General features: G+C 48.0%; 11 protein-coding genes. 6 read left to right on the top strand and 5 right to left on the bottom strand.

Translation table 11 applies throughout. From position 1 onward, the window contains the following. The first annotated feature begins 24 nt into the window (after positions 1-24). The 4 genes from ACJJIM_RS03960 (at position 25) to rpoS (ending at position 3857) form a co-directional block, all read left to right on the top strand. Complete coding sequence (locus ACJJIM_RS03960; RefSeq protein ID WP_282931810.1) at positions 25-696, top strand: protein-L-isoaspartate(D-aspartate) O-methyltransferase; 672 nt, start codon at positions 25-27, stop codon at positions 694-696. Then, positions 693-1655, top strand: coding sequence for a DUF368 domain-containing protein (locus ACJJIM_RS03965; RefSeq protein WP_282931811.1), 963 nt, complete (start codon positions 693-695; stop codon positions 1653-1655). Before ACJJIM_RS03960 ends, ACJJIM_RS03965 begins: the two co-directional genes overlap by 4 nt. A gap of 194 nt (positions 1656-1849) precedes the next feature. Continuing rightward, positions 1850-2611, top strand: coding sequence for a peptidoglycan DD-metalloendopeptidase family protein (locus ACJJIM_RS03970; protein WP_444912448.1), 762 nt, complete (start codon positions 1850-1852; stop codon positions 2609-2611). A gap of 199 nt (positions 2612-2810) precedes the next feature. After that, a complete protein-coding gene (rpoS, locus tag ACJJIM_RS03975; protein ID WP_413664895.1) occupies positions 2811-3857 on the top strand; it encodes an RNA polymerase sigma factor RpoS in 1047 nt (348 codons plus the stop codon). A gap of 93 nt (positions 3858-3950) precedes the next feature. On the opposite strand, the gene ACJJIM_RS03980 is transcribed toward rpoS, so the two are convergent. From ACJJIM_RS03980 to ACJJIM_RS03990, 3 genes are all read right to left on the bottom strand, one after another. Then, entirely contained in the window at positions 3951-4277 is a 327-nt protein-coding gene (locus tag ACJJIM_RS03980) for a YdbL family protein (protein ID WP_282931814.1), read from the bottom strand. Positions 4278-4287: 10 nt separating this feature from the next. Beyond that, positions 4288-4482 carry a YnbE family lipoprotein gene (locus ACJJIM_RS03985; protein ID WP_282931815.1) on the bottom strand — a complete coding sequence of 65 codons (195 nt, stop codon included), beginning with the start codon at positions 4480-4482 and terminating at the stop codon, positions 4288-4290. A 181-nt stretch (positions 4483-4663) separates the two neighbouring features. Continuing rightward, the gene (locus tag ACJJIM_RS03990; RefSeq protein WP_444912449.1) at positions 4664-7654 is read right to left on the bottom strand and encodes an intermembrane phospholipid transport protein YdbH family protein; all 2991 of its coding nucleotides are present in this window, start codon (positions 7652-7654) and stop codon (positions 4664-4666) included. Positions 7655-8171: 517 nt separating this feature from the next. On the opposite strand from ACJJIM_RS03990, the gene pepN reads away from it, so the two are divergent. Beyond that, entirely contained in the window at positions 8172-10802 is a 2631-nt protein-coding gene (pepN, locus tag ACJJIM_RS03995; RefSeq protein WP_444912450.1) for an aminopeptidase N, read from the top strand. 42 nt (positions 10803-10844) lie between these two features. On the opposite strand, the gene ACJJIM_RS04000 is transcribed toward pepN, so the two are convergent. Both ACJJIM_RS04000 and ACJJIM_RS04005 read right to left on the bottom strand, forming a co-directional pair. Continuing rightward, positions 10845-11393: a histidine phosphatase family protein gene (locus ACJJIM_RS04000; RefSeq protein WP_444912451.1), complete on the bottom strand. Its 549-nt coding sequence runs from the start codon at positions 11391-11393 to the stop codon at positions 10845-10847. A 10-nt stretch (positions 11394-11403) separates the two neighbouring features. Continuing rightward, positions 11404-12963: a carboxylesterase/lipase family protein gene (locus tag ACJJIM_RS04005; protein ID WP_444912452.1), complete on the bottom strand. Its 1560-nt coding sequence runs from the start codon at positions 12961-12963 to the stop codon at positions 11404-11406. 275 nt (positions 12964-13238) lie between these two features. Between ACJJIM_RS04005 and ACJJIM_RS04010 the strand changes: the two genes are divergently transcribed. Beyond that, entirely contained in the window at positions 13239-16652 is a 3414-nt protein-coding gene (locus ACJJIM_RS04010) for a BapA/Bap/LapF family prefix-like domain-containing protein (RefSeq protein WP_444912453.1), read from the top strand. Positions 16653-16715: the final 63 nt, after the last annotated feature.

The raw sequence follows: 16715 nt of genomic DNA on the forward strand, positions 1-16715 counted from the left end.
ACAAATCATGGACAAGAAAAGAATATGGATCGCTTGAGACAAGAAGGTCTGGGGATGACTTCCCAGCGAACCCGTAATCGCTTGATCCAGCGATTGCGGGAAGAGGGGATATCCAACGAGGAGGTGCTGGATGTAATGGCGTCCACTCCTCGACACCTCTTTCTGGATGAAGCCCTGGCTATTCGGGCTTATGAAGATACTGCTTTGCCCATAGGGTATGGCCAAACTATTTCCCAGCCATACATTGTCGCCCGTATGACTGAACTCCTACTGAGTAGAGCCAAGTCTCTACACCGAGTTCTGGAAGTGGGTACGGGCTCTGGCTACCAAACGGCCATTCTTGCTCGCTTGGTCGAACAACTTTATTCCGTCGAGCGTGTCGAACCTCTATTGGAAACCGCTCGCCATCGGTTGGGGGAGCTGGGTTATAGCAATGTAGAGTATAAGCTCAGCAGTGGGGGCTTTGGTTGGAAAGAAGAGGGTCCTTACGATGCTATCCTGGCTGCAGCAGCACCTGCAATGATTCCTGATGAGCTGCGAGAACAGCTGGCTCCCAATGGAGTTTTAGTAATTCCGGTGGGGGCTGAGCAGCAATACCTGACGATGGTGACTCGTCGTGAGGATAGTAATAAGTTTGATGTGGAAAAGTTGGAAGCGGTACGTTTCGTGCCTTTACTCGGTGGCGTGGTTCGATGAGATTTACTGAGGTTCTAAAAAGTCGCTACCCCGGAGTACTTCTGCGGGGAATGGCAATGGGGGCTGCCGATGTGGTGCCCGGTGTTTCCGGGGGAACTATTGCCTTTATTACCGGCATCTACCAGGAGCTTTTGGACTCCCTCAGTCGAATAGGCCCGCATTGTATTACAGTGTGGCGGAAGGAGGGGTTTCTATCCACTTGGCGCTATATTAATGGGAGCTTTCTTCTCTCTCTTTTCCTTGGGGTATTGTTGAGCGTTTTTAGCTTGGCCCACCTGATTAGTGGCTTACTGCAAAATTATCCAATTGTTGTGTGGTCTTTCTTTTTCGGTTTGGTTCTCGCCTCAATTGTTCCCATCGTGAGAAATATCCCCCGGTGGTCGCCATCTGTTTTGGTTTTTCTCGCACTGGGTATTGCGCTTGCAGTAACAGTGAGCGAGATGCGGCCTTCGGAGATACCGGCAACTCCACTTACACTGTTTTTATCAGGTGCTTTGGCGATATGTGCGATGGCACTGCCGGGAATTTCCGGCGCTTTCCTGCTGTTATTAATTGGGATATACCCCAAGGTTTTAGCTGCAGTTCATGAACTCCAAATTTTAAACCTATTGTGCTTTGCGGCAGGGGCGGCAATAGGGCTGATGCTCTTCAGCCGCTTGTTGTCTTGGCTGATGCACAAATATGTAGCCAGGACATTGGCATTTCTTGCCGGGGTTTTGTTGGGTAGTTTGAAGATTATTTGGCCCTGGAAACTGCCAATGTCCGGGGAAATCGAAGCATCAAGCAAATTGGCCCCTTTGCTATCCAACACTTCTCCGCTAACTTATGTCGAGCAAACCGGCGACAGTGCTCATTTGGGGGGCGCAATTGTTGCGGCTCTAGTGGCAGCGCTCTTAGTTCTCGCTGTAGACTTCTTTGGCAAGGTGCACAGAGAGAAGTCTTGCGCCACTCCGCAATAAGATCTGGAAAATCTCGGTATGGCAGCGTTTTATCAAACTTTTCCAGAGATTTTTGGAGCTTTTCTTTAGACACTTTTTCCATAAATGCCGTGGTCTGATGTAAAAAGAGAATAATGGAATGTCATCTTTTGCAACCTTTTGAGCGCCGATGTTGGCGGAACAAGCTCCCTAAAATCGGTCATTGTTTGTGGGGGGTGTTTAAAATATTAGGCTTGCTGGTTCTGCTGCAGGCCGTTTCCTCCTGTTCCAGCCATAAGGCTCCCTCAAGCTCCCTACGCCAGCCCCCGAGTATCAAAATTACCCACCACACGGTAGGTAAAGGGGATACCCTCTATTCGATAGCCTGGCGTTACGGCAAGGATTTTCGCCAATTGGCGGCGATAAATGGTATCCGCTCCCCTTATCAAATATATCCTGGGCAGAGAATCAGGCTGACGGGTTCAGTGCCAACCAAGAGCACTGCCAGCACGCAAAAGAAGCAAAAAGTGCCAGTCGCAAAAGCTAAACCGAAAACAATACAAACGACCACTGCTAAAAAATCTTTAACACCAAGCCCAAAGCGCCAATCAACAGCATCTCGCCGGAGCGGATCGGTCAACTGGCGCTGGCCCGCCAAGGGGAAAGTGATTAGTCACTTCCGCTCTGGGGACCCATTGCGTAAGGGAGTTGATATCGCGGGTGAAAAGGGTGAGTCTGTACTGGCAGCGGCTGATGGCACCGTGATCTACGCAGGAAGCGCCTTGAGAGGTTATGGAAAGCTGCTGATCGTCAAGCACAACGAGGTTTACCTCAGTGCCTATGCACACAATCACCGGTTGCTCGTAAAGGAGGGCAGCAGGGTAAAGGCGGGGCAAAGGATAGCGGAACTGGGTTCGAGTGGTACCGACCGCAACAAGCTCCACTTTGAGATTCGCAAAAACGGTCAGCCAGTAGACCCTCTTGCCTACTTACCGTAAGTTCACGGCCGCAGTAAAGCTCTGCAAATAAAAATGGACTTTTAACTAGTACCACTTGAGGTAGTCACTGTAATCGTGGCCATCCCAGGGTCAGCCGATTCAGTGGCTGTCGCCACATACCTGCGGCATTGATAGTTGTGTTATCAATGTCCGAGTGTGTTGTGCGGCTGAAATTGGCAAAGTACAAGGAGCAGGGGAAATGGAAGCACAACGGCAAGACCAGTCTATGGCTGGCCAGGCAGAAGACTTTCCTCCTGAGTTAGACGTTGAAAATGATGAGCAGAAATTAGGTTCAACTGAAGCAGGTGTTAGTCGCACGCGGAAATCTGCGGCTAAAAAGAGTTCCGCACCCTCCCAGGCAGAGAAAAGTAGAGTTTGTAGATTGGATGGCGATGGCCATTTGCAGAAAAATCTCGACGCTACTCAACTCTATCTCAATGAAATTGGATTCTCCCCCCTATTGACCGCAGAAGAAGAGGTGTATTACGCGCGCAAGGCTTTGCGTGGAGATGCTGCGGCAAGAAAACGAATGATCGAGAGCAATCTTCGCCTTGTTGTAAAGATTGCTCGCCGCTACGTTAGCCGAGGTTTGGCACTGCTGGACCTTATTGAGGAAGGCAATCTGGGCCTGATTCGAGCAGTTGAGAAGTTTGATCCAGAGAGAGGTTTTCGCTTTTCCACTTACGCCACCTGGTGGATACGTCAGACGATAGAACGGGCCATAATGAATCAGACCCGGACCATACGCCTGCCCATCCATGTCGTGAAAGAGTTAAACGTGTACTTGCGTGCATCTCGAGAGTTGGCGCAAAAGCTGGATCACGAGCCATCCGCAGAAGAAATTGCGACCCTCCTTGAGAAGCCAGTCGAAGATGTCGAGCGTATGCTGGGGCTCAATGAGCGGGTTACTTCTGTAGATACTCCCATTGGGCCCTCTTCTGAGAAGACCTTGGTAGATACCATCCCCGATCAGCAGGAATCTGACCCAGCAGAGCTTTTACAGGACAGGGACCTTTTTGACAGCATCAACCGCTGGTTGGGAGAGTTACCTGACAAGCAGTGTGAAGTGGTCTCTAGGCGGTTTGGTTTGCGTGGTTTTGAAGCGAGTACCCTGGAAGAAGTAGGGCGTGAAATCGGTCTCACCAGGGAGCGGGTCAGGCAGATACAGGTGGATGCACTGAAACGTTTAAGAGAGGTTATGGAGAAGCAGGGGCTCGACGGGCATTCACTATTTGGCAATTTGTAGCCTCTACTCCTTGATAATACCCCACTGCCAGTTTCTGGCTGTGGGGTTTTTTTATCACTCCGCCTTGCTGAGCGGAGGTCTTCGGGCTACGAATCACTTCCTTACCCAGCGTCCCAGATTGTCCTGGTAGTATTCTCCGGGTGACAAGCGGGCTTCCAACTTTTCAGCGGCGCGTGTTGCCACTTGGGCTATATCAATTTTATTGCGTTCAGCGATTCGAGCGTAAGCAGCTTTTCGCTTGGCATTCACTTCTTTGACCAGTTTTTCCAATTCTGGTGAGCTGGCATCTACGATAGCGATGTATCCGCTATTGGCTTCACCAACCAGGCCCTTACTTTTTGCTTCATTTAGGGAGATTGCCATTGCAGGCAGGGCGATTAATAAGCTCAGTGCCAAAAAGGCTTTCATTAATGTCTTCATATTTGCCTCCTTAGAAAATCCCTTCCTTGTCTTCAAACAGGTTGTCCAGGTCCTTGTCGACCTTGACCCGAATTTCATGCTCAATTTTCACATTCAGGTTTACTGTAATTGGCTCACTGGGAGCCTTTACCGCTACAGTGGGTGTACACCCTGTAGCAACCATAGCGTATAGCAGCCCCATAGGAATCAGTCGGCTGGCTTTCATCTGACACTCCTCACAGTACCTCTTTGGTACCCTTTTACTTTTTGTACCTAGCCCGTGTTACCTGCCTGGTTCAGCAGGTGAGTTGGATGCCGGCAGACCCAAGTATTTTATTGAGTCAACCTTAACCGGTGATGAACCAAGCAGGCTTGTACATACCAATAAAGGCTACTTCACTCCTGACCTATTGGTCCAGCTGCTTTTCCAGGGTTTCAGTCAAATCACGACTGGCTTGCAATGAACGCAGCATATCTGGGATATTGTTTTCAAGGTTCAGGTTGATCACCAGGTCTCGATCAGAATCGATAGCCTCACTTCGACCAACCAGCTTTAGCTGTAGTTGGAGATCTCCGCTGGCTGGATAGTCTATGCTGCCTTCCAGTGATTGAAACTCATAATCTTCCAGTGCATTGGCTATCAACTTAAGTTGGGGGTTGCTTGCCAGCATCTGCGGAGAAAAGGCTCCGTAGTAGCGTAAACGTCCGCCTGGAGCTTCACCCTGAAGGTGACCGGCTTCCACAGTGATACCCTCAGGCCCCGTTACAATGGGGATTTCTAAATTAACTAGCCCGCTGGCCTCAAAGTTCTCTGAGTCCGTCTCCTGAGCTAAAGCCTCTAGAGAAATACCTTGTGCATGTACAATGCTTTTTCGAGTCTCTTCAGCGAGATTCCAAATAAGGGCTGATGAAGTAACCTTGCCTTGCAAAAAGTCAGCAGAAAAATTATGCAATGTAATATCTTTCTGTTTATCCAGTTGCAGTGATAACTGGATATTTTTCACTGGTAAACCGGCGTTAATAGATTCTATCGATAGTGGATATGGTGTAGGTGTGATCCAGTGCCCATCTTCGTTTTCTACTTTTAGATCTCCACTGATTCCGGTGGCAAAACTATCCTTATAGGTTGCTGCAATATCGTCCAATGAAACATGGATACTATCTTTGGACCGGGGGGGCAAAGACACAGAACCACCGGCAGAAAGTCTGCCCGAGACGATATTGAGGGGAAGCCCCTGGATCGTATCGTTTAGAGAGGGATCCGTACTAAAGGTAACTTCAGGAACGGAAAATTCAACTCCACCTGAGGATTTTGCTAAGTCGTAAGAGCCGCTTAAATCAATTTTAATTGCACCTGCTTTAATTTGACTATGACTTGTTAGCTTATTGTGTTGCAGAGATAGCTTGCCTTTGGCTGAAGAGTTAACCTTGTACTTTTTCGATGTCTCAATCTCTAAATTGTTACTATTAAATTCACTGTCCAGCGCTGCAGCACCATTTTTGATGGTAACAATACTATCAAGAAAATTGAGGTCTCCAGAAAGGGAAAATTGCTCGGTATTGATAATTCCAAACTGACTGCTTATTTCTGGGAGAGTGCAGATTGTAGGTTCTGTTACTTCGCAGTGTACTGTTGGTATATCTAAGTTTACTCTGTCAGCCGCCAATGTTTTGGTTGCTATTTTTTCTCCAGATACTTTAATGCTCTCTAGAGTAAATTTTTGACCTTTAAGATTGCTTTCAATCTTTGCCTTGGCCGTTGAGCTCAGATTGGTAACTGCTAATTCTCTGGCCCGCTCATAAAGTTGGGGTACCTTTGTCTTCAGCTCAAAGTTACAGGCACTGATATCAGAGAAGTGACATTGTATGCCGCTAGCGGTTAACTGTACTGTCGAGTCCCCATTGGAGCCTTGTATTGTTGCAGTTAGAGATCCTTGTTCGACCTTAATATCTCTTTTGTTGGGATTGGTCAGGTCACCTGTAATGGAGATAAGATCTTTAATGCTTGCCTGAATCTTGCTCTGATGTAATCCGGTAGTAATTAAAGGCGAGTTTTTTCCTGATGTGGGAGCTGAAATATCCAATTGAATAGTTTGGTTTGGTATCAATTCTAATTGAAAGCTATTTACTTCTGGAGAGTTAATATTGTTAAGCGAACTTAGTTGAAGTTTACCCTTAAATGCCACATCTCCATTAACACTATCTATAGGTAGTGCTGGCAAGTGCCTGAGATATAGGGGGGAATTAACTATAGTATTTGCACTTGTTAGATGAAAAGTACCTTCGATATCTAATTCGGGAGATGTCGCCGATGTGCTCGAGCTAAAGTCCGCACTTAATAGCGGGGTATTGGTGTTTTTATCAGTACCTAAAGCTATATCAAACTCGCCACTCCCCTTGATATGTCGAGGTTTAAATGGAAATAGTGAGTCAAGTGTTATTTTTATTGGATTACTTATAGATAATTGGGCTTCTATATTGGAGTTTAGTTGAGCGTATGGGATTGTGGCCTTTAGATCATTGCCATTAAGTTGAATGTCAATTTCTCGGTAGCTTGAAATAGATAGCAGATTGTCTGGCAAGCTAATCGCGGTGGTAGCTATAATTTTGCCTGATACTGTCGGCTTAGTTGTAGAGCTAGCTTTAGGTTCAAATATCTCTATCAGTGGGGCTATAGATTCCAGCTCTGATACAAGTTCACTGTTTAAAACCCATGTATCAGTTTCTAGTTTAGCAATAGTTATATCAGCTTCAGACAGAAGCTTTGAGTTGTTAGTTAGTATTTTGGGTTTTAGTTTGATTTCTGACAAACCTAAAAAAGCCTCAAAATATAAATTAAGCTCGCCAAACTGGGGGTGTTTAAGGGGAGTTTCGGCATGAATTTTTGTGTTGTCGCGAGCTATATTTAGTGGGCCGCCAATCAATTGGCCATCGAGTACTATTTGCTTAACGGATATCTTGCCTGGCAAAAAGCGGGTTAGACTTTGGCTTAGGGCACTTAACGATAATGTATTACTTGTCTTGACATTATTTTCCGGGAGCTGCTCGTCGATATGGGCTTTGGTAACGATATCTTCAGCTTCCATGCTCCTGGTTAGCTTTTCTATTGATAGTTCAATTTTTTGAGTGTTATCTCGGTCATAAATAATATGGAAAGGATAGACAATTTTTACTCCCTCAAGGAGGATAATGCTATTTACACTGGACTTTAGGCGAACTTCCTGGATCGAAACTTCTTTAAAACCCAGTCGTAGTCCTGTCAGCTCCTGAATAACTACCTCTCCTGAGAAAATATTGATTAGCTGAGAAGCAACGATATCCTTTTTCCACCAGCTAGCTGCTATGAGCGCAGCTAAAAAACAAGATAGGGTTATGATGGATATACGGAGTTTACGCACACTGAACCTCGGAGTTCCGGCAAGAGATTAGCTCAAACTTAAATCTATTATTCGTTACAAAAGGGCGGAGTAGGAATACTTTAATCCCTTACTTCTACCTTATGGCGAGTTTACCAGATTGGATAATTATACTGGCTGCAATTTCTCGCCATGTTGATGGGTATCTACTGTGCTGTGGGGCGGGGCAGACAATAAGTGCTTTATATGGATAGATAATCGACTATTAATTAATAGTTTTTATCTATTTAAATAGCTACACTGATAGCTTTTGATTTCTCCGCCGCTATTACCGCCACGTCTGTGGGGGCAGACGTACCAAGAGTGCCGGTGGGCAAGGCTGCAAGGGCAAGTATTAATCTAACTTATCTATGCGTGGCACCAATCGCGCTGGGAAGCTATAGTCCGGTTTTTAACTTGGGTGATAAATAGTATTAGCCCGGGTAACGAAATTGTTGGTCCAATTAATCGAATTCATACTGCCCCGGAAGGGCATAGAATGACTGAAGGTGTTTCAATAATGAAAGATAGCCGGCCAAAGACCATTTACCTGAAAGACTATCAAGTACCAGATTACCTGGTGGATGCTACTGATTTACATTTTGAGCTGGAACCCAAGGCAACTTTGGTCAAATCTCGTTTGAATATTCGCAGAAATCCGCAAGCGGGTGCAGGGCTGCCGCCTTTAGTGCTGGATGGTGTCGAGCTGGAATTACTTTCGGTTTCTTTGGATGGAGTTTTGTTGTCTACATCTGATTATCAGGTTCTACCTGAGGGCCTGTCTATCCCTGTAGAGAAACCAGAATTTCTGCTGGAAATCCGCAATCGGATAAATCCGGAGGAAAACACATCTCTAGAGGGATTATATCTCTCTAATGGTATGTATTGCACTCAATGTGAAGCTGAAGGATTTAGAAAAATTACTTTCTATCCTGACCGGCCGGATGTTATGTCCAAATTTACCACCACCATCGTCGCGCCGATGGACCACCCAGTACTACTTTCAAATGGCAATGAAGTTGAAAGGGGTAGATATGAAGATGGTCGTCAGTTTGTAACTTGGGAAGATCCATTCGCCAAGCCGGCTTACTTATTTGCGTTGGTAGGCGGGGACTTGGAGCATGTGGAAGATAGCTTCACAACAGCCTCTGGTAGAAAGGTTAAGTTACAGATCTTTACGGAAGCGAAAAATATTGGGAAGTGTGATCATGCTATGCGCTCACTTAAAAATGCGATGCGTTGGGATGAGGAAACTTACGGAAAGGAATATGACCTAGACATCTTTATGATTGTTGCTGTTGATCATTTCAATATGGGGGCTATGGAAAACAAAGGATTGAATATTTTCAATTCGGCCTGTGTGCTCGCTAGCCCAGAAACAGCAACGGATTCAGCTTTTCAGCGGATTGAGTCTATTGTAGGACATGAGTATTTTCACAACTGGTCCGGCAATCGGGTTACTTGCCGGGATTGGTTTCAGTTGAGCCTGAAGGAAGGTTTTACCGTATTTCGTGATGCGGAGTTCTCCGCTGATCTTAATTCCCGAGCGGTTAAGCGTATTGAAGATGTATCCCTTTTGCGTACTACCCAGTTTGCTGAAGATGCCGGCCCTATGGCCCATCCTATCAGGCCAGATTCTTATATAGAAATTTCAAACTTTTACACTCTGACAATTTATGAAAAGGGTGCGGAAGTTGTACGGATGATTCATACACTCTTAGGTGCAGAAGGGTTCCGCAAAGGAAGTGACTTGTACTTTCAGCAGCACGATGGTTGCGCGGTAACCTGTGAAGATTTCGTCAAGGCGATGGAAGATGCTAACAAGGTTGAACTGAAGCAATTCCGCAACTGGTACAGCCAAGCAGGCACGCCGATACTTGATGTGACAGATAGCTTTAATGAAACTGATGGCACTTATAGTCTAACTATTCGCCAGTCTTGCCCTTCATCGCCAGGTCAGGAAGAGAAGTTACCTTTCCACTTACCAATAAGAATTGGATTGCTGGGGGCTGATGGCGCAGAGCTTGTACTCAATGAGCAGGGTGATACTGAAACTGTTTTACAGTTAACAGAAGATGAGCAATCTTTTGAGTTTTCCGGACTTGCGGAGAAGCCTTTACCCTCATTGCTGCGAGGCTTCTCCGCTCCAGTAAAAATAAAGTACAACTATAGTAATGAGCAGCTTCAGTTTTTAATGAGGAAGGATAAGGACACGTTTAACCGCTGGGATGCAAGTCAGCGCCTAGCATTAAATGCTTTGTATGAGCTTCAGGTGGCTTTTCGTAAAGGTGAGGAACTACAGGTACAACCAAGTTTAATCAGTGCTTATAAAGAGGTTTTACAGGATGTTGATCTCGATCTAGCGCTGGTCGCAGAGATCTTGCAATTTCCCAGTGAGCAGTTTATCGCTGAAGAGTCATCATCTATTGATGCGGAAGCAATAATTGTTGCGAGGGAATTTGTAAGGAAGGTAATTGCAGGTGAATTATTTGATGAATTTCGCAAGCGCTATCTAGAATTGAATACGACAAAGCCCTATAGCCCGAATGCGTTAGATATTGCGAAAAGACGACTCAAAAATACCTGTTTATCCTATATGTGCATAACAGAAACTGAGGAGGCCTTAAATATAGCCCAGGTTCAGTTTGAGAGCGCTAGTAATATGACAGATAGTGCGGCGGCTCTCGCTGTTATTATTAATCATGCACCGGAAGACCGAGCCAGGGGGTTGATTGAGCAATTTTATGAGCGCTGGAAAACCGATACTCAAGTCGTAGAACTATGGCTGAGCCAGCAGAGTTGTAGTCCCAAGCGCGGTACATTGGAAAATATTCGTGCACTTATGGATCACCCTGCTTTTGAAATGAAAAACCCCAATAAAGTAAGGTCTGTAATAGGCGGTTTTGCTAATCGTAATTTTAAGCAATTCCATAAGAGCGATGGTAGCGGGTTTGAGTTTGTTGCCGATCAGGTTCTGGCCTTGGACAAGCTAAATCCACAAATTTCAGCAAGGCTGGTTATACCGATCACTCGTTGGAAAAAATACTCTGGTAGCCTGGGAGAGAAGATGAAAGTTGCCCTGCAAAGGGTTGCTGATTCGGGAGACCTATCTAAGGATTTGTTTGAGGTAGTCAGCAAAAGCTTGATTTAAAATAAATGCCTGCTTGGGGTATGCTGCACATACCCCATTTTCTTATAGAATTTTGTTTTCTTTTTCTTCGCCTAGCTGGACTAAATGTAGCTTGTTTCCATCATTTTTTAGCTCAGTGATTGAAGTGTAATCGGGCCTAAACTGTTGTACTTTTTGGTGGTTCCGGATATGTGCAACAACTGAATTGATGACCATAAAATGGCAGAAGATAAAGGTGTCCTCTGAAAGATTTTCCAAATACCTGATTATTCCATCACGCCAATCTTTTTGTTCTCTGTCGCAGGGGTCCCACTCTCCAGTAAGTAATGTTCGTAACCAGGTTAGGCGTTGAGCTTTGGGTATTTCCTCTGGTGTAGGTATTTCCGTCACTGCATTTTCAATTACAACCTCTATATCCCAAGCTTCGGCCAAGGGCTTTGCTGTTTGCTGTGCACGGAGTTTGGGGCTGCTTATTAATTGAACTTTCTCGAGAGAGGAAAGTTTTAGGGCTAGCTCTTCTGCCTGCTTGTAACCTTCGTTTGTGAGTATTGGATCGGGGATGTGCTCCCCTTTCGCTGCTTCTCCATGCCTGATTAAAAAAATTCTTGCCATCTATGCCAACCTAAAGATAACCATTCAACCTATCGTCGGGTATATGTTGCCATAAACTGAGAAGCTCTGGTGAGTTAAACGCCCTGGCTGAGGGATGATTGCCAAATCGCTTACTGTGTTTTCCTGAAAACTCTGGCCAATCATTGCCGGGTTTCCCTGTTTCAGCAAAATTCAGCCAAGCTTGTTGCATTGAGGCACTTAATAAATGGGGGTTTTCTTCAGCACCATATAGTGTTTTCAAGGACTGATCGCTATGGGTTCCAAATACATAGCCAAGCTCAACGGCGTGACAGGCCCCTAGTAAAGGCTGTGCAGCGAGAGGTTGTGCAAAGTGATAGTGATAGTTTTCCCCCTGATGACTTTGTAGGTGTCTCAGCCCAGGCAAGGTGAATACCATATCAGTGAGCAAAAGGTTCCAGGCTCGACTCCACTCTGGCCAGGGATTGTCTGTCATTTTTTTTGCTAGTTGATAGTAATGTCTGAGTAGGGGCTTTAACTCGGACTCTGGGATAAGCCATTCGAGATGAGTGCATATTTGCCGGTAGTCCATGTTAAAGCTTTCAGGGTTTATCGCGCTGAAGAGATTCCATTCCTCCAAATTGTTCCCTAACAAAAGGGATGTTTGGTGTGTCGGGGAGAGCTTTTTTTTAGGGGAAAAAAGTTCCCTGTCTGCGACAGGTTTAAATGGCAGTTGCCCCCATTTTGCTGTCATAGACGTGTCAGAGAGTATTGCTTTTTGGGTTTTCAGAAGAAGTTTGGTCGGACAATTTTTTAGTGAGATGCCACCAGAGGTTTTCTCAAATTGTTGAATGAAAGTCTTACCAACATGGTTAGCGCTTTGCTGGGAGTGAGAGGCTCTTGGGTGCCCACTTTGGACAATTGCACGCCGTATAAGGCCTTTACATTGTGGAGTTTCAAGTAAGGAGGCAATACTCATTGCCCCGGCTGATTCGCCAAAAAGAGTGATATTGTTTGGATCTCCGCCAAATGCTGAGATATTTTTCCGAACCCATTGTAGGGCGGCTATTTGATCTAAAAGCCCTTCATTGCCGGTTGATGGTATATCACTAATATCCTTTAGGCGCAGAAATCCCAGGGCGCCTAAACGGTAGTTTATAGTGACAACAATTGTCCGACCGCTAGCTGCCAAGTATTTACCATTGTAAATTTCTTGGCATCCTGATCCCATGTAAAAAGAGCCGCCATGAACCCAAAACATTACTGGCAGCTTTTTTCCTTGCGACATTGCGGGAGAGAATACATTCAAATAGAGGCATTCCTCCCTTTCAGGAAGATTCCCGTTTTGATCTCGAACTTCCATTAGGGCGGATGAGTTTTGCGCTGCTGGTGAACCAAAGCTATGCGCTTGGAAAGGATTTTTCCAGCGGTCTAACTCTTGCGGTGGTAGCCAACGTAAATTCCCTACAGGAGGGAGAGCGTAGGGAATACCCAAGAATTTATATACGCCAGTTTCCTCATCTGTGGTTCCGATGATTGGCCCGGCAGGCGTATCAACAACGGGGGTAGGTTTTTTGTTTAAGTGCCTGCCAATTTCCGGGTCTGTAGTCATTTGTAACTTCCTAATCTTGCTGAAGTTAGCACGAAAACTGTTTTTCTCCTGCCGCTGCCTAACTCCTCCTTGAAAACGTTTTGAATTACGTCCATACAAAAGTAGTGCGCGTAAAAACGTACTGGCGTAATTGTTTTTTTATGGAGGGAAATTAGTAAGGCTATGTATTAGTGAATCTAGTCACGGATGGGCTCAAAGTGGGGTATTTTCCGTCTTTAAGCTCAGGCCATGAACTGTGTATTTAGGAAGTTGCACCGTTTGAAGTTGGTGAGAGCATGATTGCGAAAATCTTTGACAAATCCACGGGCTCAATCGACGAGCGATCACTGGAGGGGCTATCTTTGACCTCTCCTGGTCTTGTCGAAATGCCCGCAGATCCTGAGGATATTGCGTCTTTTTCCAAGGACGGAGTAGACCTTGTTATTGTTTTAAAGTCCGGTCAAATCATCATTATTTCAGGGTTTTACCTGTTAGATGAAGAAGGTGACCATAGTGAGCTAGTGCTAACAGGGGCTGAAGAGCCTCTTATGTTAGCTTCTAATGGAGACTTAATCTCCGCCTTTGCTGCGGCTGGTGGTGCATCTTATCCCGCACCAGCGCCGGCCAATCCCGGTTTTTCTTGGTGGATTCCAGCATTAATTGCCCTTGGAGTTGTTGTTATAGCTGTCGCGGCTAGTGATGACGATGACAATAACGGCGATCGTTTTTTTATTCCTGATTCTGATGCCGACGCTGACTCAGATGCGGATGCGGATGCGGATGCGGATGCCGATGCCGACGCGGATGCTGACGCCGATGCCGATGCCGATGCCGATGCCGATGCCGATGCGGATGCGGATGCCGATGCGGATGCGGATGCCGATGCCGATGCCGACGCTGATGCGGATGCGGATGCTGACGCCGATGCCGATGCCGATGCCGATGCCGATGCCGACGCTGATGCCGATGCCGATGCCGATGCCGATGCAGATGCTGACGCTGATGCGGATGCGGATGCTGACGCAGATGCCGACGCAGATGCCGATGCCGACGCAGATGCCGATGCTGATGCGGATGCCGACGCTGATGCTGATGCTGATGCTGATGCTGATGCTGATGCTGATGCTGATGCGGATGCGGATGCAGATGCAGATGCAGATGCAGATGCAGATGCAGATGCAGATGCGGATGCGGATGCGGATGCCGATGCCGACGCGGATGCCGATGCCGATGCCGATGCCGACGCAGATGCTGATGCGGATGCCGACGCGGATGCCGATGCTGATGCCGACGCGGATGCTGACGCAGATGCAGATGCAGATGCTGATGCTGATGCTGATGCAGATGCGGATGCAGATGCGGATGCCGACGCGGATGCTGACGCCGATGCCGACGCAGATGCCGATGCCGATGCCGATGCCGATGCCGATGCGGATGCCGATGCGGATGCTGATGCTGACGCCGACGCCGACGCCGACGCCGACGCTGACGCGGATGCCGACGCGGATGCCGATGCGGATGCCGATGCGGATGCCGACGCAGATGCGGATGCCGACGCGGATGCCGACGCGGATGCCGACGCAGATGCGGATGCCGATGCGGATGCCGACGCAGATGCGGATGCGGATGCCGATGCGGATGCGGATGCCGACGCTGATGCTGATGCTGATGCCGATGCGGATGCGGATGCCGACGCGGATGCCGACGCAGATGCTGATGCGGATGCTGATGCTGATGCTGATGCTGATGCGGATGCGGATGCGGATGCGGATGCGGATGCGGATGCGGATGCTGATGCTGATGCTGATGCTGATGCGGATGCCGACGCGGATGCAGACGCTGACGCTGATGCTGATGCTGATGCTGATGCTGATGCGGATGCGGATGCGGATGCGGATGCGGATGCGGATGCGGATGCCGACGCCGACGCGGATGCTGACGCGGATGCCGATGCCGATGCCGATGCCGATGCCGATGCTGACGCGGATGCCGACGCGGATGCTGACGCAGATGCCGACGCTGATGCCGATGCGGATGCCGATGCTGACGCGGATGCTGATGCCGACGCCGACGCCGACGCCGACGCCGATGCCGACGCGGATGCGGATGCCGACGCGGATGCTGACGCTGATGCTGATGCTGATGCTGATGCTGATGCTGATGCTGATGCTGATGCTGATGCTGATGCCGATGCGGATGCTGATGCCGACGCGGATGCCGACGCAGATGCGGATGCCGATGCGGATGCGGATGCGGATGCGGATGCGGATGCAGATGCAGATGCAGATGCAGATGCAGATGCTGATGCTGATGCTGATGCTGACGCGGATGCAGACGCTGACGCTGATGCTGACGCTGATGCCGATGCCGATGCCGATGCCGATGCCGACGCAGATGCGGATGCGGATGCGGATGCCGACGCTGATGCAGATGTCGATATCGACATAAATATTGATATTGATATTGACATCAATATTGATATTGACGTTGACATTATCATCATCAATATCGGATCAAATTCTCAAGAGCCTGGTGAGCTTCAAGACAGCGATGTAGAAGCTCTCGATAGCGGTGCCGGAACGCCGTCTGATGCGTTGTTCGCTTGGGTGCCCGATGGGGATGCCGACGCGGATGCCGACGCGGATGCCGACGCGGATGCCGACGCGGATGCCGATGCCGATGCTGATGCTGATGCCGACGCGGATGCCGATGCCGATGCTGACGCGGATGCGGATGCCGACGCCGATGCTGATGCCGATGCCGATGCCGATGCCGATGCCGATGCCGATGCCGATGCCGATGCTGATGCTGATGCTGATGCTGATGCTGATGCCGATGCCGATGCCGATGCGGATGCCGATGCCGATGCCGATGCCGATGCAGATGCAGATGCCGATGCTGACGCTGATGCTGATGCTGATGCTGATGCTGATGCTGATGCTGATGCTGATGCTGATGCTGATGCTGACGCGGATGCGGATGCGGATGCCGATGCCGATGCCGACGCTGATGCGGATGCCGACGCTGATGCGGATGCAGATGTCGATATCGACATAAATATTGATATTGATATCGACATCAATATTGATATTGACGTTGATATTATCATCATCAATATCGGATCGGATTCGCAAGAGCCTGGTGAACTTCAAGACAGCGATGTAGAAGCTCTCGATAGCGAAGCTGGAACGTCGTCCGATGCGTTGTTCGCTTGGGTGCCCGATGGAGATGCAGACGCTGACACTGATGCAGACGCTGATGCAGACGCGGATGCAGACGCTGATGCAGATGCTGATGCAGACGCTGATGCAGACGCTGATGCAGACGCTGATGCAGATGTAGACATCGATATAAATATCGACATAGATATCAACCTTGATATCGACATTGATATTGATATCACCATCATCAATATCGGTTCTGATTCAACCGTTGGATCTGATGGGTTCCTCGATATCGACGTTACTGCAGATGCGGGCGAAGGTATGCTGGGTGCCGGTTCTAACCTGTCAATCGATGAGCTACTTGAGTCAACGAGTGAAGATGCTCAGGTATTTGAGTCGGGTGAAAATGAGGAGGGTGTGAGCCCGACCTTAGATTCCAGTGGCATGGTTGGTGGCACTGATGCCCTGACAGCGACAGATAATGCAGCGGCGTTTGAAGATCCTGTTGGAGATATGTGGCAACAAAATGGCTTGAGTGACACCTAGATCAGATAGCCTTTCATTAACTTATTTACCGGGCCGCAAGGCCCGGTTTTTTTTGGCTAGACT

The sequence above is a fragment of the Microbulbifer maximicatervae (SeqCode) genome, from assembly GCF_052467615.1.